Consider the following 17,733-nt stretch of genomic DNA (forward strand, 5'->3'; position numbering starts at 1 on the left):
AAGAAGAAAGTATAAATCGTGAAAGGAATCAACCTGTGATGAAATGGATTGTCGGACTGGGCAACCCCGGTTCTAATTATGAGAAGACACGCCATAATGTTGGGTTCATGGCGCTGGATGCACTGGCAGAGCGACACGGTATGAAGTTCAATCAGAATAAATGCAAATCGGTCATCGCCGAAGGGATGATTGGCGGCACCAAAACCGTCCTGATCAAACCGATGACGTTCATGAATCTTTCGGGCGAGGCTGTGCGTGCTTATATGGATTATTATAAAGTGAATCTTGAGGACATGATTGTGGTCTATGATGATTTGGATACCGTCGTCGGTAAGATCCGCCTGCGGTATCAAGGCAGTGCCGGAGGACATAATGGCATTAAATCCATTATTCAGCATACCGGGACTCAGAGCTTCAACCGTGTCCGTATGGGCATATCGAGGCCTGAGCCGGGTTATGCCATTGTGGATTATGTGCTCGGTACTTTTCCGAAGAAGGAACGCGAACAGATGCAGAGCATGGTAGAGGAGACCTGTGACGCGCTGGAATTCAGTCTGGATCATACCTTTGAACAGACGATGGCGAAGTTTAACAAGTCTTAGAAAGCATCATAGTATGGAAGTATCTAAAGAGATGATTCCTAAGACATGGGGCAACCGCAAGATCGAAGTCTTAAACGAGGAAAATCCGGGCATACTGAAGGTATATACGACCTTCAGGAGGCATATGATGGCGATAACCTATGTTTGCAGACACTGTCGGGCGTTTCAGGGCCGCATCGATTCCAATCACGTATCCGAAGCGCGTCTCGGATTTGATTCCTTGACCCCTGAGGAACGCAAGGATATAATAGCCTATGATTTTAACGGAGAAGTGATGGTCCGGGTAACCTGCGATCATTGCAGAGAAGCCCTCGAAGCCCATCCGGAACTTAGCCTTTTGGCAAATCCCCTGCAATGAGCGTATAATGGGGTACACGACGTTTTTTTGGTAGAAGACATACAGCGGCAGGCTCTGCCGCTGCTCTAGCCTTGGCAGTTTTGCTCAAGGCTTCTTTTCGGTTATAATTTTTTGGCAATCGTCTAAAATTCCATGAGAAATAGAGTCTAGGAAATTCATTTCTTTTGCATAAGAGAGGTGCCCCTTTTGTTACAAGCACTTATTGATGTATTTTCGAAGGATTCGGACTTCAAATCCATAACCGCTGGCGTCCAAGCCGGCATGAGGGAGCAATTGATCTCCGGTCTTTCTGGGTCGTCCAGGCAGATCTTAATGGCCGCATTGCACCAGGACCAGCAGCGCCCGCTGCTCGTTGTCACTCATAATATGTTTTCAGCTCAGAAAATTGCGGATGATTTACAGGAAGCGCTCTCACCGGATCAAGTATTGTTATACCCGGCGAATGAACTGGTAGCGGCCGAGTCGGCCGTTTCAAGCCCCGAGACTCTGGCGCAGCGGATTGATGTACTCGTCCGTTGTGCAAGAGGCTTCCGGGGTATTGTCGTTGTTCCATTTTCCGGCGTGCGTCGCCTGCTTCCCGCTCCCGAAGTGTTGTCTGATGCACGAATTGTGCTTCATGACGGCGGGACACTCGTGCTGGATTCCTTCCTGAACCAGATGATCGAGATGGGATATGAACGGGTGGAGCGCGTCGAGAGCCGCGGCGAGATGAGTGTCCGCGGCGGTATCATCGATTTTTATCCGATGACAACGACCATGGCGTACCGCGTCGAACTGTTTGATGAAGATATCGACTCAATTCGTACCTTCGACCCGGCGGATCAGCGCTCGATTGACAAGGTCCGGGAAGTCACCATTACACCATGCAAGGAAATTATTGCAGATTCAGAGCGGCTCAGCCGTACAGCGGATACGGTGGTCCGTCTGCTGGAGACGCAGCTCGAGCGCATGAGTGATCGTCAGGCCAAGCTTCGTCTGCGGGATGAAATACACCGGGAAGTTGAGATGCTGCGCGAGCGGATATATTTCCCTGAAATCTATAAATATATCTCCCTGTTGTATCCGGAGAAGACCAATTTATATGATTACATGCCGAAGGATACGATTCTGATTATGGATGAGCCCGCTCGTCTGTTAGAAACAGCCAAGCAGCTGGAGCGGGATGAAGCGGAATGGAATTTGCATCTGATGCAGAATGGCAAATCGCTGCCGGATCTGCCGCTTTCACTGGATACGGAAGAACTGATCTATCAGCATCCCTATCAGAGTCTGTTGATCTCGATCTTCCTGCGTCAGGTACCAAGAATGCAGCCGCAGAATATCGTCAATGTGATTACGCGCGGCATGCAGGATTTCCATGGCCAGATGAACGTGCTCAAGGCTGAGATGGAGCGCTGGAAGAAGTCGGGCGTTCAGGTCATGATGCTGGCAGGCGATGCGGAGCGGATGGACCGCATGCGGCGGGTACTGCTGGACTATGGCATCGAAGAACCGGTTATGTTTGAGGGGCATCTGCAGAATGGCTTTGAGATGCCTTCGGTTCATGCTGCCATTATTACTGAGAGCGAGATGTTCTCCTCGAAGCAGCGCAAAACACGCAAAACCACAAAGAATATGGACAACGCCGAGCGCATCAAGAGTTATACGGAGCTCAAAGTCGGCGATTATGTGGTGCATCAAAACCACGGTATCGGGAAATATATGGGGATCGGGACGCTCGAAATCAACGGAATCCATAAGGACTACATGCATATTCTGTATGCCGGGGGCGATAAGCTGTCCGTTCCGATTGAGCAGATCGATCTCATTCAGAAATATGTCGGTTCCGAAGACAAGGAGCCGAAGGTTTACAAGCTGGGCGGAAATGAATGGACGCGGGTTAAGAACAAGGTTCGCTCTTCCGTTCAGGATATCGCCGACGATCTGATCAAGCTGTATGCCGAGCGTCAGACTGCGCCTGGGTACGGATTTGAGAAAGATACGTCGGAGCAGCAGGAATTCGAGGACATGTTCCCATATGATGAAACACCCGATCAGCTTCGAGCGATTACCGAAATCAAAAAAGACATGGAGCAGAACCGGCCGATGGATCGGCTGCTGTGCGGTGATGTCGGTTACGGGAAAACGGAAGTGGCGGTTCGTGCTGCGTTTAAAGCAGCGATCGAAGGGAAGCAGGTTGCGGTGCTGGTACCGACGACAATTCTGGCCCAGCAGCATCACGAGACGTTCCGGGAGCGTTTTGCCAATTATCCGATCAACATTCAGGTGCTGAGCCGTTTCCGAAGCCGTAAGGAGCAGAATGAGACGATCAAGAAAGTAAAGCAGGGCTCTGTCGATATTCTGATCGGGACGCACCGATTGCTGTCACAGGATATTGTGTTCAAAGATCTGGGACTGCTGATTGTGGATGAGGAGCAGCGGTTTGGCGTTACCCATAAGGAGAAATTGAAGAAGCTGAAGACCAATGTCGACGTACTGACGCTGACGGCAACGCCGATTCCGCGCACGCTGCATATGTCGATGCTCGGCGTTCGGGATTTGTCCGTGATCGAGACACCACCGGAGAACCGTTTTCCAGTGCAGACTTATGTCGTAGAGCATAGCCAGACCCTGGCGCGGGAAGCCATCGAGCGAGAGCTGGCCCGAGGCGGTCAAGTTTACTATCTCTACAATCGGGTTCAGGGCATTCAGGAGATGGCAGCCCAGATATCCATGCTGGTACCGGAGGCCCGAGTGGGTGTGGGACACGGGCAAATGTCGGAAACGGAACTGGAGAAGACCATTCTCGACTTCCTGGACGGCGAATACGACGTTTTGGTTAGTACGAGCATTATTGAGACGGGTGTGGATATCCCGAATGTAAATACGCTTATTGTGCATGATGCGGACAAAATGGGCCTCTCCCAGCTGTATCAGCTGCGCGGACGCGTCGGACGTTCCAACCGGATCGCTTATGCTTATTTCACGTACCAGCGGGATAAGGTGCTGACCGAAGTGGCCGAGAAGCGGCTGCAGTCCATTAAAGAATTTACGGAGCTTGGCTCCGGATTCAAGATTGCGATGCGGGATCTGTCGATTCGCGGCGCGGGCAACCTGCTCGGAGCGGAGCAGCATGGCTTTATTGCTTCCGTCGGGTTCGACCTGTATTCACAGATGCTGGCGGAGGAGATACAGAAACGCAAAGTCAGCATGCTGGGCGAGCCGCCATTGCCATCGAAGGACTGGAACACCTCCATCGATCTGGGGATTGATGCTTACTTGCCGTCTGATTACATTTATGACAGCATCCAGAAGATCGAAATTTATAAAAAAGTGGCTGTCGTTTCGTCTATCGACGAATCGGCTGAGCTTGAGGATGAACTGCTTGACCGCTTTGGCGAGCTGCCGCTTGCGGTAAGTAACCTGCTTGCTGTATCTCGCTTGAAGGTATATGGTCGTACGTACGGGATCGACTCCATTATCCAGCGCGGCGATGATGTGCTGCTGCAGTTTTATGAAGGGCAGGATAAGGCGGTTAATACAGCAGGACTTGCGCAAATTGGAAATATGTTCGAAAGACGTGTACAATTTGAACAAGGGCCGACGATGGCCATTCGAATCAAAGGCAAGGGACTTTCCGATCAACAACTGTTAGAATTGCTGGAGCAATTCCTGGAGGCCGCAAATGGGCCATTCAACCTGAAGGGAGAACTACAAAATGCCGTCAAGAAATAACAAGGCATGGAAGACGTTTATGGTATCCATCACAGCAGTACTATCCATGTCGATGATCGCTGCGTGCGGAAACGACAAGACTAAGGGAACCGAAAATGATAATAGCAAAGTTATTGTCAAATATAAGGGTGGAGAGATTACCGAGAAGGAATTTGATCTGGAACAGCGCATGATTCAGTTCATGTCCCCGGAATACGCCCAATTTTTACAAATGGATGAATTTAAAGAGTATTTGGCGAAACAGGGGGTAGCCTATGAATACCTGTACGCCAAAGCTGACGATAAAGCGAAGGAAGCTGCCGGGAAGCAAGCGGATGATTTGTTAAAGCAGCAGAAGAGCGGAATGGGCGAGGAGCAGTTTAAAGCTGCTCTGGAATCGCAGAAATTGACGGAAGACGATCTCAAAAATTATATGCTTCGCGTCATGACCGTTATGGAATATGAGAAGAATCAGGTAACCGAAGAGAATATCAAGAAGGAATTCGAGGCGAACAAGAAGGATTACACCAACATTAGCGTTCGTCATGTCCTGATTGGTTTTAAGGATGCGGAAGGCAAGGAAAGAGCAGAAGGTGAAGCGCTCAAAATTGCCAAGGAAGTACAGTCCAAGCTGAATAAAGGCGAGGACTTTGCTGCGGTCGCTAAGAAATACTCCGAGGATCCGGGCTCCAAGAACAGCGGAGGTCTGTATGAGAACAAACCGGCAGGCACTTGGGTACCGCAGTTTAAGGAAAAGGCACTGACGCTTGAGCTTAATAAGATCAGCGATCCGGTAGAAACCGATTATGGTTACCATGTCATGAAAGTAGAGAAGCGCGAGGAAGTGTCTTACGACAAGCTGCCTGCCGATCAGAAGGAAGGCATTCGAAATGAACTTGCCTCGGCGAAGATCGACAACTTTATGCAGAATGAGCTCAACGACCTGATTGAGAGCATGAATCTTCCGAAGAGTGAGAAAGCGGACAAGCCTGCCGAAGGCACAGGAGACCAGAAGAAAGACGGTACCACCGACAAACCTGCGGAAGGTGATCAAACACCGGATGCAGGCAAGGAAGACACGGGTAAATAAGCCCACGGACAAGGTCCGGGCGATTGATATTGTAATGCGCTGCGGGTAATCCCGGATGTTACGGCTAGCGCATGATGAAATGGTGGGATCTTCGAATCCATAACGTGCGAAATAGCGCGTTATGGATTTTTTCTCCCCTGACATCCGTCTCTTTCGAATGATATTTATTTTTGGATTTCGCAACCAACAGAGGGTAGATGATGTATAAGGAATTGGGAATGGATGAATACTATGGTCAGACATTAACTCTTATATACCTGGGGACATCCTCTTCCCGAATGGAACAGTAGTTGAAAAATCTTCTTATGAAAGTGGGGCAACAAGTGACATGAAAGCTACTGGTATCGTCCGCCGTATTGATGACCTCGGGCGCGTGGTCATTCCAAAAGAAATTAGACGCACACTGCGAATTCGCGAAGGTGACCCGCTGGAAATTTTCGTTGACCGGGATGGAGAAGTCATTCTGAAGAAATATTCACCGATCGGTGAATTGGGCGATTTTGCGAAGGAATACGCAGAGTCCCTTTATGAGAGCACAGGTCACATCACGATCATATCAGACCGTGATACATTTATCGCCGTAGCAGGCGGCTCCAAGAAGGAGTATTTGGACAAGCCGATCGGCAACCTTCTAGAAAACTGCATGGAGAATCGCAAGACAGTGCTGGAAAGCAACAGTGGTACGTATGAGATCAGCAAAGACAATCCGGAAACTTTATCCGCTTTTGTCGCTGCGCCTATCATTGCTGGAGGAGACCCGATTGGCAGTGTTGTGCTGCTGAACAAGGACGAATCCGTGAACATGGGTGAGATGGAAGTGAAGATGTCTGAAACCGCCGCAGGCTTCCTCGGCAAGCAAATGGAACAATAAGACGAGGATATGAATCCTTGGATGGAGACTCCCGCTGAACGTTGATCACAGGGTCAATCGGCAGCTGGGAGTTTTTGTTGTCCGGTTTCTCTTTTTTGTACCCCTCTCCCACCCTTGGTTATAATGGAGGTACACATGGCAGCATCTGCGCAGATGTTTGGTCTGTGATACGAAAAAAAGAAACTAGGGGATTGGAAGAGGATATGAAACCAGATCAAACAGGGGCAAGGCTTCTACAGGGAGCGTTTATTCTCAGTGCGGCCGCGCTTCTGTCCAAGCTGATTGGCACACTGCAAAAAATACCGCTGCAAAATATGGGTGGGGATGTCGTCTTTGGCATCTACAATACGGTTTATCCGTTCTATATGATGATCATTACGATAGCGGCGGTTGGCTTCCCCGCGGCGGTTTCCAAATATGTGGCAGAATATGAGGCCGAAGGGCGCACTGAGGACGGTCATCGCCTGCTGCGCCTGTCTTCCGTCTCGTTGGTGCTGTTCGGTCTAATTCTCGGCTTCTTGATGTATGTCTGTGCTCCTTGGATCGGGATGTGGATCGGAAGCAGTCAGGTTGTGCCCGCCCTCCGCGCAGGTGCGTTGGCGCTGGCATTCGTGCCTTGGATGTCGGTCCTGCGCGGTTATTTTCAAGGGCTGCACAATATGGTGCCGACGGCAATCTCCCAGATTACGGAACAGGTTGTCCGTGTTGGGGTCATGATTGTGCTGCTGCTCTACATGATCCGTGCCGGTGCCGATCCCGACGTAATTGCCGCCGGAGCGCTGCTTGGCTCTGCTGCCGGTGGTGCCGCCGGTCTACTGGTGATGGGACTATACTGGCGCAAGCATGTCCGGTCAACTCGGGGTAAAATACAAGGAGAAGTAAGTCACGGATTCGGAGCGGCGGGTATGAACAAAACGGGGATGCGTGCCGATGTAACTAGAGAGGGAGCAGGTGTTCTACTTGGACGCCTGCTTGCTTATGGAATCCCGGTCTGTCTTAGTCTGCTCGCTGTTCCGCTGATTGGACTGGTAGATACCTTCACGGTGCCACGGTTATTGACATCCGGTGGACTGGGTGAAGCAACGGCCATGGCGGAGTTTGGGGTCTATAACCGCGGATTGCCGCTTGTCCAGTTGGTTACGATGCTGGCTACTTCGTTGTCGGTTCTGTTTATCCCTGCGCTGGCGGAGGCCAAGTTCAAAGGAGAGTCCAGCCGGGTTGCAAGCCAAACCCGCATGGCCCTCCGTTGGTTTTGGCTGATCGGAATGACGGCCTCCATAGGCTTGGCAGTGCTGGCTGAACCGATTAACGTCATGCTGTACGAGGATGCCGCAGGAACGGTGACGATGCAGGTGATTGCCTTTACGGCTGCTGGGGGTACGCTAAGCACGATTACGGCTGCGCTGCTTCAAGGGATTGGTATGGTTAAAGCACCGGCGGTTCATCTGCTGGCTGCGGCTGGGCTCAAGCTGCTGCTCAACCTGTTGTTGGTGCCGCAGTTCGGCATTACTGGCGCAGCCATCGCCGGCGTGGCTGCGCATCTGACCGCCGCCGCGCTTAACCTCGCGCTGCTCTCGCGAAGCGCCGGTGCCCACCTTGACGTCGGCGGCATGTTTGCGAGGACGCTGCCGGTCCTCGCGGCGGTGGCACTGGCCGCCTGGGGCGCAGGTGAGGCAGCCGGCGGCATCCTGGCTGCGGCCGGCTTCGCCCCGGGCCGCCTCACCCACGCGGCTGCGAGCCTGAGCGGCGTCGCGGCTGGCTGCGGCGCCTTCCTTATCGGCGCCGCACTCACGAAGCTCCTCACCGAGGAGGAGCTTCGGATGCTGCCAAAGGTCGGAAGACCGCTGGCGGCCTTCTTGCGCGCCCTGCGCGTGCTGCGCTGACCCGGGTTGACGTGAGTTGTTTGATCTTCTGTGATATAGTAGTGTACGATAATGACGTCGACAAGGCGGACGAAGACGAAAGGAAGTAGCGTATGAGTGCATCCATTACGGTGGTCGGCTTGGGTTCTGGCAACCCTGATCGATTGACGATAGGTATCATAAAAACCATGCAGCGGGCATCGAAGGTGTATGTGCGTACATTATCTCATCCCGTCATCGCTGCGTTGAATGAGTTCCAGATTCACCCGGAATCGTTTGACCACGTGTATGAAGCGCATGACACCTTCCCCGAGGTGTACGAATCCATTGCATCCGCGCTAATCAACCTGGCTAAGGCTGCTGAGGATGATCGTGAGCTTGTCTACGCGGTGCCCGGGCATCCGATGGTAGCGGAGGCAACGGTTCGGTTATTACGGGAGCGCTGCCCGGGAGAGAATGTGACGCTTACGGTGCTCGGCGGTGAGAGCTTTCTGGACGAGGCCTTCGTTCGCCTTGGTTTCGATCCCATTGAGGGCTTCCAGCTTCTCGATGCGGCTGAGCTACGTGCAAGTGTCATCCAGCCGCAGCTCCATACCCTGATCGGCCAGGTGTATGACATGTTTACAGCTTCGGAAGTTAAACTGGCACTGATGGAACTGTATCCGGACGAATATCCGGTCATTGTCGGCCATGCGCTGGGCGTTGAGGGTGAGGAAGTGATCCAGCGCGTGCCACTCTACGAGCTTGATCGCATCGACGGATATGGGAATCTGTCGCTGGTCTACGTACCCCGAAGCGATGACAGCCTGCTTCGACAGCGAACGTTTGCCAGACTCCATGAGATCGTTGGCATTCTGCGCAGTCCTGAGGGCTGTCCATGGGACCGTGAGCAGACCCATGAATCCATCCGCAAAAATCTGATCGAAGAAACCTATGAGGTATTAGAGACGATTGATGAGGATGAACCTGAGCATATGCAGGAAGAACTCGGGGATCTGCTGCTGCAGATTATGCTGCATTCCCAGATGGAAGAGGAGCTCGGTACCTTTACGGTGTATGATGTCATTCAAGCGCTGAATGACAAGCTGATCTTCCGTCATCCGCATGTCTTTGGCGAGAGCAGCGCCAAAGATGCGGAATCTGCCCTGCAGAACTGGGAGCAGATGAAAGCGGAAGAGAAGCGCCGCAAAGGGCTCTCACCAGAGAAAGCCTCGGCACTGGATGGCATCCCGCGGGATCTTCCCGCCTTGATGAAGGCGTACAAGCTCCAGAAGAAGGCATCCAAGGTTGGTTTCGATTGGGATAACATCGAAGGCGTGTTCCAGAAGATTGAAGAGGAACTCGGTGAACTGAGGCAGGCGGTGACCGAGGGCCAGTCTGATGAGGATACGGCGCTTGAGCTCGGCGATCTGCTGTTCGCGGTCTCCAATGCTGCAAGATTTATCGGGGCGGACCCGGAAGAGGCGCTTTCGAGAACGAACCGGAAGTTTGTCAGTCGCTTCAGCTACATAGAGGAGCAGCTTGCCGCCCAGGGGAAAACCTTGCAGGAAAGTACCCTGGACGAGATGGAAGCCCTATGGCAGGAAGCTAAATCGGGATCGGCACAAAGCGGCGGTATCGATGTGTGAAAAAGGCAACTTTTCACGTAAAAAATAAAAAAATAGGGATTTGCGGCAGGAATTCCGCAAGGCATCCAGAATAATCATTAATGGTGAAATCTTGCAGCTTTGCAAGGCGGTTTAACCAAATAACCGTAAAATCTTATATTTTTCTGATAATTGGGAGGATTTAATTCATGAACAAGACAGATCTGATCAACAACATTTCCGGTAAAAGTGGATTGACAAAAAAAGACGTAGAGAACGTCTTGAACGGCTTCCTTGGTGAAATTACTGACGCTTTGGCTAATGGCGATAAAGTTCAATTGATCGGCTTTGGTACATTCGAAACTCGCAAGCGCGCTGGACGTACTGGCCGCAACCCGCAAACAGGCAACACCATCGAAATTCCAGAATCCAACGTTCCTGCGTTCAAGGCAGGTAACAAGCTTAAAGAAGCCGTAAAATAATGCGCGTCGATAAATTCCTGAAAGTATCGAGGTTAATCAAGCGGCGTACCGTAGCGAAAGATGTATCGGATCAAGGTCGGGTACTGATTAATGGCCGTGAGGCCAAGCCGAGCAGCACGGTTAAATTGGGCGATGAGATCACCGTCCAATTTGGTCAGAAGCTGGTGACCGTCCGGGTCGAGCGTCTTACCGAGACAACCCGTAAAGATGAGGCGACCAGCCTCTATACCTTGGTCAAGGAAGAACCGATCATTAAAGATCGCGGATTGGACTGGTAAGCAGCCCGAACCGTTCCATCAAACGTCCCTCTCACCATATGGTGTGGGGGACGTTTTTATGTTTATCATGGGTGTATAAACATTGGACTTCCTTGCTCTCGTTCATTCTCCGTGCATTCCTCGCAGCGTCACGATCTTTCCTAAAGCGGTTGCTCTTCTTCCGGTTCTAAAGACAGGCGCCTTCCCATAAGCTATTGTTAAAAGGAGGGGTACATGCCATGATCGACCAAGGGAAGGGCAAGTTTCATGACCTGCGGATGCAGAACCGGAAGCTGCTGGACATTACGGGTGTCCAAAATGTGGAGAGCTTTGACAGTGAAGAATTTCTGCTTCAAACCGAGCTTGGGCATCTCACCATTCGTGGGCAAAATTTACATATTAAAAATCTCAGCCTGGAAGAGGGGCTTTTGTCGATTGAAGGTCAGGTGCACTCACTGATTTATTTGAATCCCGGTTCGCAGACCAAGAACAAGAGTCTGCTGGGTAAGCTGTTTAAATGAACCCCAGCGTACAATGGATCACGCTGCTCTGGATGCTCTTCTCCGGAGCAGCGATGGGAGTCGCCTTCGACAGCTACCGGGTGCTGGCAGGGCAGCTCCGTTTCCCGCAATGGTCCAAGCATACCCTGGACTTCCTTTACTGGATTGCGGCAGCCTTCTTCATTTTTCGCATGTTGTATGTGACCAATGACGGTCAACTGCGTTTTTATGTGTTTGTGGGCCTGTTTATAGGGGTTTGGATCTATTTTTTATTATGGAGTGTCATAACCCAGCGTTTTGTGGTAATGTTAATTCAAGTGACAAAAGGCTTGTTGTCCTTTTTGTACAAGCTGTTCCGTATCTTATTGTGGAATCCGATCAAAGGAATCCTGATGCTCATCTTAGGATTGTTAAGGTTTCTATGGAAGTTTCTCCTGTCGCTGTTGCGTTTAGTCCTTAAATGCCTCATGCCTTTTTGGCGACTCTTGAAATGGATGCTGAGACCGATCACATCCAGAGTTAGGCTGCCGGCATGGTGCAAGCAATTCGCGGACAAGGTTATCAAGGCGTGGAAGCGCTGGTTTTAGGAGGTATGGTCATGGGAAGATTTGCTGATCCATCGAAGCAGGCTCCCCAACAAACCAAGACAAAGAACAAAGGCGCACGCCGGCGTAAAAGAATGTTTGTGGCGATGATGGCGCTGTTTTTGATCTGGGCAGGTTCAACGCTCTGGTCCCAGAATGACCGCATCCGTAATCAGAACGAAGCGCTAGCTCAAAAGCAAGAGGATTATAAGTCCGTTGAACAGTCGCTAATCCAGATTACTCATGAAGTGGAGCGATTGAAGGACCCTGAATATATCGGGCAGATTGCCCGCAAGAAGTTTGGACTGTATCTGCCAAATGAGACGCCGATCATTCAGCCCCAAAATTCGGGCGAAGAGCCGTAATTAGGCATGACAGACGTCTGTTGACCTTGTTTAGGTCATTATCGTATAATCAAATCACCGCAGCGCGATTTATAAATCGGACTGTATATTTTTAAGGGAGGATCATTTTATTCTATGGCAATTGAAGTGGGCACCAAGTTAGAGGGCAAGGTGACAGGCATAACGCATTTTGGAGCATTTGTGGATCTGTCAGGAGGTGTCACGGGTCTCGTTCACATCTCGGAGATCGCCGACAACTATGTTAAGGATGTCAACGATCATTTGAAGATCAACGATGTCGTTACCGTGAAGGTGATTAATGTCGACAAGGACGGCAAGATCGGTCTTTCGATCAAGCAGGCTGTCGACAAGCCGGCTTCCGAAAGTCGTCCACCCCGCGCACCGAGACCGGAACGCAGTGGCGGCGGCGGAGAACGATTCGGAGGTGGCGGTGGTGGAGGATTCAACCGTGAACGCGGTGGACGCCCGTTTAAGCCTGCGGCCAACAAGCCTTCATTTGAGGATAAAATGTCACGCTTCCTGAAAGACAGTGAAGAACGAATCTCTTCGCTTAAGAAGAATACCGAAGGCAAACGCGGCGGACGCGGAGCCAAACGTATGTAATTCGATAAAATATAAACTGACCGCAGAGGGAAACCGCCTTCTGCGGTTTTTTTGTCGTTGTATCCAAGGGTACGACAGGTTCCTACGCAATTTACGGCGCTTCCGTGTGGAATGAGCACGGGCTGTCCGCCTCAATTCGGGAAATGATCTGCAAGAATGCTCCAGGTTTGAGGCGTATAAACACCGCTGGGCGTGGGGGATGAACGCTCTTTTCCCGAACGTTCGCAAGGCCCGTTGATTTTGTCGGAAATTTCTTTGGGGCTTGTCCGGTGTTCTGACAAACTTTCCTGAATAGGGGTTTTATAATGGGACCAACAAATTCGTGAAGAATGGGGTGCCAGCGTAATGGATAAAAGAAATCTGGTGATGTTTCCGGGTACTGAGACAGTTAAAGGGGGAGCGGGTTCCATTCGTGCCCGTGTAACAGAACGGTTAGGGCAGCTGCCTTTTCTACAGCGTCCCATCCACTTCCTGGCCGCTAAGAAGTGGATGATCCTGCTAACCTTCATGGGTTTTCTGCTCGGACGAGCTATGATTCTAGGAGAGCTGTCTCCATTTGCAATCGCTTATTTTGCAGTCATTGCCTTTATGCGCCGCGATTATTTGCTGCCGGTAGGCGCCGCTATCGTTGCAGGAAGTTTATTTGCGTCCTTTCCGGTGGCATGGATGGTACCGGCAGAAATCTTGATCTTTTACTTTATGATGCGGGGATTGGAGACCTATGATCGGGCAGAATTGTCGTATGCACCGCTGATGGTATTTGTCTCTACCTTCTTCGTGAATCTGTTCAGTGTTCTCATCGGACCGAGCATTACCTGGTATTCCATGATGATGCTCACCTTGAATGCCGTGCTCAGCTTTGTCCTGACATTGGTCTTTATTCAAGCGATTCCGGTGCTGACGCTTCGTAAAAAAACGCATGCTCTTCGAAATGAAGAAATTCTATGTATTATCATTTTGCTGGCGTCGGTCATGACAGGTGCCGTTGGCTGGACGATCCAATCCCTGTCGGTAGAGCATGTCTTATCTCGATACTTAATTCTGCTATTTGCCCTAGTCGGGGGAGCTCCGCTAGGCGCCTCGGTTGGCGTAGTAACGGGCCTCATCCTCAGTCTTGCCAACATTTCGGCATTCTCCCAGATGAGTTTGCTCGCCTTTTCCGGGATGCTCGCAGGTATGCTGAAGGAAGGGAAGAAAGGCGGTGTTTCGCTGGGAATGCTGCTGGGGGCAACCATTCTCTCCATCTATTTCAGCAATCCTGGCGAGGTGATGATCTCCACTTGGGAAACCTGCGCGGCTATCGTGTTATTCCTCATTACGCCGAAGAGCGTGATGCAGGCGATAGGCAAATACGTGCCGGGCACGCAGGATCATACCCGTTCACAGCATGAATACGCCAAGCGTGTTCGGGATCTAACAGCAGACCGTGTGACCCAATTTTCCCGGGTGTTCCGACAGCTCTCGCAAAGCTTCGGACAAACGTCAGGGGTTATACAGCCTCCAGGTAAACAAACGGAGGAGATGAACCATTTCATGAATGCTGTGGCGGAAGGAAGCTGTGCCACATGTTATAAACGGAATCAGTGCTGGGATATGAAGTTTTACCAGACTTATAAATATATGACCGATATGATGACCTCTATCGAGGAGAATCCTGAGATGGAAGCAGACGATCTGCCGCCGGAATGGAGCCGGATCTGTGCCAAGAAGGAGGAGGTGCTTGGCATCCTCAAGCAGCAGTATCATCTTTACCAACATGATATGCAGTGGAAACGCCAAATATACGATAGCCGTCATCTGGTAGCGGAACAATTATCCGGGGTTTCGCAGGTCATGGAAGACTTGGCTCGAGAGATTAAGCGGGAAAGCCAGACCATGCACATTCAGGAAGAACAGATTCGGGAAGCGCTTCAGCAGCTGGGCTTATCGGTTCAAGGCATCGATATCATCAGTTTGGACTCCGGGCAGGTCGAGATTGAGATCGTTCATGCATACACCCGGGGTTATGACGAATGCAGGAAGATTATCGGACCGCTGCTGTCCGACATTCTCGGGGAGCATATCGCCGTAATGGAAGAGACCTTGATCCATCCAAGGGATGGATTGGCCACCGTGCGATTCGGCTCAGCGAAAACATATGAAATTATGACGGGCGTAGCCGCAGCGGCTAAGGGAGGGGATATTTTATCAGGTGACAGCTTTAGTACGGTCGAACTGGGCAACGGGACGTTTGCAGTAGCGCTTAGTGATGGTATGGGCAACGGGGAAAGGGCACGGCTCGAGAGCAGCTCGGCTCTGAATATATTAGAACAGCTGCTTCAATCGGGGATGGATGAGAAGCTGGCGATCAAATCGGTCAACTCGATTCTGATGCTGCGCTCGCCGGATGAAATCTATGCCACGGTCGATATGGCCCTAATCGATCAATATACGGCTCAGACCACCTTTATGAAGATCGGTTCGACGCCAAGCTTTATCAAACGAGGTAATGATGTCATACCGGTCTCGGCCAGCAATCTTCCGATTGGGATCATTCAGGATATCGAAGTGGACCTGGTGTCATTACAGCTGCAGGCCGGTGATGTTCTCATTATGATGACGGATGGCATATATGATGCGCCGGGTTATGCGGTAAACAAGGAGTTATGGATGAAACGAATGATTCAGGAAGTGAACAGTGAGGATCCGCAGGAAATTGCTGATTGTTTGTTGGAGAAGGTGATTCGCTACCAGCAGAATCAAATTCATGATGATATGACGGTGGTGGTCGGGCGTGTGGATCACTTCCATCCGGAATGGTCGAATGTGCATGTTCCGGGCTTTGCCCGAATGGAGCGGCCGCGAACCGTTAGCTGATGCGTTAGATAAATCAAGCGATTACCCGGGAAATGGAGGACCCGGAGTTGGTAAATCTTTTTACGTCTATTCTTCCTATATATCGTTTGAACTCTCTTGAATGTGGAAATGATAGAGATAGAAGTCAAATCGATAGGAATGGATGAGACGGAGGCGATCATTTATTATGAAGCAAATTCTACTGATTACGGACGGGTGCTCTAACGTTGGGGCCAGTCCAGTTCTGGCCGCAGCCCATGCGCTCCAGGATGGTATTGTCGTGAACGTGGTGGGGGTCCTTGATTACGGGACGATCGGCGAGCTAGGGGGATTGGAAATTCAGGAGATAGCCAAAGCGGGAGGAGGCATACACCGGATCGTAGGCACACCGCAGCTGGCGCAGACGATACAGATGATGACTCGGAAAACGGTGGTTCAGACGATCCAACAAGCAGTAAATAAGGAGATACAGCATATTCTGGGGGGCGGGTCGCTGGAGGAGCTTCCGCCGGACAAGCGTTCGCAGGTCGTGGAAGTGGTGGATGAGCTGGCTGAGACGTCATCCCTGCAGGTCGCGCTGTTAATCGATGCAAGTGCAAGCATGAAACCCAAGCTGGCTGCCGTTGAGGAAGCGATACGTGATTTGATGCTGAGTTTGAAAGCGCGCGCAGGCTCAAGCGAACTGTCCGTATTCCATTTTCCAGGAAAACACAGTGGCGAGGATATCGTGATGGACGTGAATTGGACCTCAGATCTTGACGGCGCCCGGGGAATGTTCAGCCGCCTGCAGATGAGAGGGGCGACGCCGACTGGACCTGCCTTGTTAAAGGTGATTGAATTTTACCGATATGGTACACTAGAAGGTAATCAATCATGGCAGGGTCATTCCAGCCAAGAGGAAGGGATGCTCGGTGACTACGTTGTCTAACCCGGGTTATCCGCCAGGAACCGTAATTAAAGGCAAGTGGCGGAACAGCCGGTACATCGTGGAACGTATGCTCGGCAAAGGGGCTAACGGCAAGGTGTATCTGGTTCACCGGGCAGGAGTACGCGAGCGTTATGCTTTAAAAGTAGGGTATGACGCTCTGGATCTTCAATCCGAAATTAATGTGCTGAATGCGTTAAAAGAACAGATGCCGGACCCGTATCTCGTGGAGGCGGACGATCATCATGACGGCAGCGGCGAAGTGTCCTTCTATGTTATGCGTTACATTGAGGGGAGTCCGCTGCATCATTTTATTCGCAAACGCGGTGCCGACTGGATCGGATTGATCGGACTGAAGCTGCTCGAGAAGCTGTCCGTTCTGCATGCATCCGGTTATGCATTCGGCGATTTGAAGCCGGATAATGTGATGGTTTCGGCATACGGAAGAGTGGAACTGATCGATTACGGAGGCGTTAGCCCTTTCGGACGCAGCGTAAAGCAGTTCACGGAATGGTATGATCGGGGATACTGGAATGCCGGAAGCCGGACTGGCGACGTAACCTATGATTTGTTCTCGTTTGCCGTGATGTGTATCGGCCTGCTGGATGAGAAATCATTACGGGAGGCGTCTTGTCAGCTTCCCCAGACCCGTAGTGTTGCAGATCTGCAGCTGGTGCTGCGAAGAAACCTCGTGTTCAAGCCATACGCTGTTTGGCTGAACAAGGCTTTATCGGGGGATTTCGCGGATTCACGGGAAGCGTTGAACGAGTGGAGAAAACGAATATACGAAGGTTCGGGCAGGAACTTGCGTCCTAATCCGGGACGAACTCCGCGTTGGCTGAAGAACGCGTTTGGTTTGTCGTTAGTCATCATGGCCCTTGCTGTTTATTTTTTCTTCCGCTCATGAAGTTGTTACCTTGTTACTGGGAATTCATAAAGGTGCGAGTTCAAAAAGGTCGGTTTTCAGCACCGAAGCTTATGCTCCCGATGTGCGTTTTTTCAAAACGCTTCAGTTGGATGAAGCTAGGGACGTCAGGAGAGGAGCGTACGTTTTTGGTACGTGAGCACCTGAAATGTTTCCGCAGGAAACATACTTCGAAAGCATCTGCTTAGGCCCGGC

At 51.1% G+C, this 17,733-nt stretch carries 16 protein-coding genes; all 16 read left to right on the top strand.

What is annotated here, in order from left to right; translation table 11 throughout:
* Positions 1-38: 38 nt before the first annotated feature.
* The 16 genes from pth to J7E85_RS09600 all read left to right on the top strand — a co-directional run bounded on the left by pth (position 39) and on the right by J7E85_RS09600 (position 17,520).
* On the top strand, positions 39-602 hold the full coding sequence (gene pth / locus J7E85_RS09525) for an aminoacyl-tRNA hydrolase (RefSeq protein ID WP_215157260.1): 564 nt from the start codon (positions 39-41) through the stop codon (positions 600-602).
* A gap of 127 nt (positions 603-729) precedes the next feature.
* Positions 730-960, top strand: a complete 231-nt coding sequence (locus J7E85_RS09530; RefSeq protein ID WP_006207424.1) for an anti-sigma-F factor Fin family protein — start codon at positions 730-732, stop codon at positions 958-960.
* A 186-nt stretch (positions 961-1,146) separates the two neighbouring features.
* On the top strand, positions 1,147-4,674 hold the full coding sequence (gene mfd / locus J7E85_RS09535) for a transcription-repair coupling factor (RefSeq protein ID WP_215157209.1): 3,528 nt from the start codon (positions 1,147-1,149) through the stop codon (positions 4,672-4,674).
* A complete protein-coding gene (locus tag J7E85_RS09540; RefSeq protein WP_215157211.1) occupies positions 4,658-5,743 on the top strand; it encodes a peptidylprolyl isomerase in 1,086 nt (361 codons plus the stop codon). Before mfd ends, J7E85_RS09540 begins: the two co-directional genes overlap by 17 nt.
* Positions 5,744-6,071: 328 nt before the next feature.
* The gene (gene spoVT / locus J7E85_RS09545) at positions 6,072-6,614 is read left to right on the top strand and encodes a stage V sporulation protein T (protein ID WP_071221080.1); all 543 of its coding nucleotides are present in this window, start codon (positions 6,072-6,074) and stop codon (positions 6,612-6,614) included.
* A gap of 203 nt (positions 6,615-6,817) precedes the next feature.
* Positions 6,818-8,497 carry a putative polysaccharide biosynthesis protein gene (locus J7E85_RS09550; protein ID WP_215157212.1) on the top strand — a complete coding sequence of 560 codons (1,680 nt, stop codon included), beginning with the start codon at positions 6,818-6,820 and terminating at the stop codon, positions 8,495-8,497.
* 92 nt (positions 8,498-8,589) lie between these two features.
* Positions 8,590-10,104, top strand: a complete 1,515-nt coding sequence (yabN, locus tag J7E85_RS09555) for a bifunctional methyltransferase/pyrophosphohydrolase YabN (RefSeq protein ID WP_215157214.1) — start codon at positions 8,590-8,592, stop codon at positions 10,102-10,104.
* A 167-nt stretch (positions 10,105-10,271) separates the two neighbouring features.
* Positions 10,272-10,544: an HU family DNA-binding protein gene (locus J7E85_RS09560; protein WP_036640966.1), complete on the top strand. Its 273-nt coding sequence runs from the start codon at positions 10,272-10,274 to the stop codon at positions 10,542-10,544.
* Positions 10,544-10,822, top strand: coding sequence for an RNA-binding S4 domain-containing protein (locus J7E85_RS09565; RefSeq protein WP_215157220.1), 279 nt, complete (start codon positions 10,544-10,546; stop codon positions 10,820-10,822). Before J7E85_RS09560 ends, J7E85_RS09565 begins: the two co-directional genes overlap by 1 nt.
* A 218-nt stretch (positions 10,823-11,040) precedes the next feature.
* Entirely contained in the window at positions 11,041-11,322 is a 282-nt protein-coding gene (gene yabP / locus J7E85_RS09570) for a sporulation protein YabP (protein WP_009591926.1), read from the top strand.
* Positions 11,319-11,888: a spore cortex biosynthesis protein YabQ gene (yabQ, locus tag J7E85_RS09575; RefSeq protein WP_098741226.1), complete on the top strand. Its 570-nt coding sequence runs from the start codon at positions 11,319-11,321 to the stop codon at positions 11,886-11,888. Before yabP ends, yabQ begins: the two co-directional genes overlap by 4 nt.
* A gap of 11 nt (positions 11,889-11,899) precedes the next feature.
* On the top strand, positions 11,900-12,250 hold the full coding sequence (locus J7E85_RS09580; protein WP_098741227.1) for an FtsB family cell division protein: 351 nt from the start codon (positions 11,900-11,902) through the stop codon (positions 12,248-12,250).
* A gap of 114 nt (positions 12,251-12,364) precedes the next feature.
* Positions 12,365-12,853 carry a S1 domain-containing RNA-binding protein gene (locus tag J7E85_RS09585; RefSeq protein ID WP_009591896.1) on the top strand — a complete coding sequence of 163 codons (489 nt, stop codon included), beginning with the start codon at positions 12,365-12,367 and terminating at the stop codon, positions 12,851-12,853.
* Between the two features lie 345 nt (positions 12,854-13,198).
* Positions 13,199-15,709: a stage II sporulation protein E gene (spoIIE, locus tag J7E85_RS09590; protein ID WP_215157222.1), complete on the top strand. Its 2,511-nt coding sequence runs from the start codon at positions 13,199-13,201 to the stop codon at positions 15,707-15,709.
* Positions 15,710-15,875: 166 nt separating this feature from the next.
* A complete protein-coding gene (locus tag J7E85_RS09595) occupies positions 15,876-16,616 on the top strand; it encodes a vWA domain-containing protein (protein WP_076326532.1) in 741 nt (246 codons plus the stop codon).
* Positions 16,600-17,520: a serine/threonine protein kinase gene (locus J7E85_RS09600; RefSeq protein WP_215157224.1), complete on the top strand. Its 921-nt coding sequence runs from the start codon at positions 16,600-16,602 to the stop codon at positions 17,518-17,520. The genes J7E85_RS09595 and J7E85_RS09600 overlap by 17 nt, the downstream gene beginning before the upstream one ends.
* The last annotated feature ends 213 nt before the right edge of the window (positions 17,521-17,733 follow it).

This window comes from Paenibacillus sp. ISL-20, assembly GCF_018613005.1.
Lineage (GTDB): Bacteria > Bacillota > Bacilli > Paenibacillales > Paenibacillaceae > Paenibacillus_AQ.

Coding starts and splice junctions, on each gene's coding strand:
- pth (WP_215157260.1), top strand. CDS start 39: ATGAAATGGATTGTCGGACTGGGCAACCCCGGTTCTAATTATGAGAAG.
- J7E85_RS09530 (WP_006207424.1), top strand. CDS start 730: ATGGCGATAACCTATGTTTGCAGACACTGTCGGGCGTTTCAGGGCCGC.
- J7E85_RS09540 (WP_215157211.1), top strand. CDS start 4,658: ATGCCGTCAAGAAATAACAAGGCATGGAAGACGTTTATGGTATCCATC.
- spoVT (WP_071221080.1), top strand. CDS start 6,072: ATGAAAGCTACTGGTATCGTCCGCCGTATTGATGACCTCGGGCGCGTG.
- J7E85_RS09550 (WP_215157212.1), top strand. CDS start 6,818: ATGAAACCAGATCAAACAGGGGCAAGGCTTCTACAGGGAGCGTTTATT.
- yabN (WP_215157214.1), top strand. CDS start 8,590: ATGAGTGCATCCATTACGGTGGTCGGCTTGGGTTCTGGCAACCCTGAT.
- J7E85_RS09560 (WP_036640966.1), top strand. CDS start 10,272: ATGAACAAGACAGATCTGATCAACAACATTTCCGGTAAAAGTGGATTG.
- J7E85_RS09565 (WP_215157220.1), top strand. CDS start 10,544: ATGCGCGTCGATAAATTCCTGAAAGTATCGAGGTTAATCAAGCGGCGT.
- yabP (WP_009591926.1), top strand. CDS start 11,041: ATGATCGACCAAGGGAAGGGCAAGTTTCATGACCTGCGGATGCAGAAC.
- yabQ (WP_098741226.1), top strand. CDS start 11,319: ATGAACCCCAGCGTACAATGGATCACGCTGCTCTGGATGCTCTTCTCC.
- J7E85_RS09580 (WP_098741227.1), top strand. CDS start 11,900: ATGGGAAGATTTGCTGATCCATCGAAGCAGGCTCCCCAACAAACCAAG.
- J7E85_RS09585 (WP_009591896.1), top strand. CDS start 12,365: ATGGCAATTGAAGTGGGCACCAAGTTAGAGGGCAAGGTGACAGGCATA.
- spoIIE (WP_215157222.1), top strand. CDS start 13,199: ATGGATAAAAGAAATCTGGTGATGTTTCCGGGTACTGAGACAGTTAAA.
- J7E85_RS09595 (WP_076326532.1), top strand. CDS start 15,876: ATGAAGCAAATTCTACTGATTACGGACGGGTGCTCTAACGTTGGGGCC.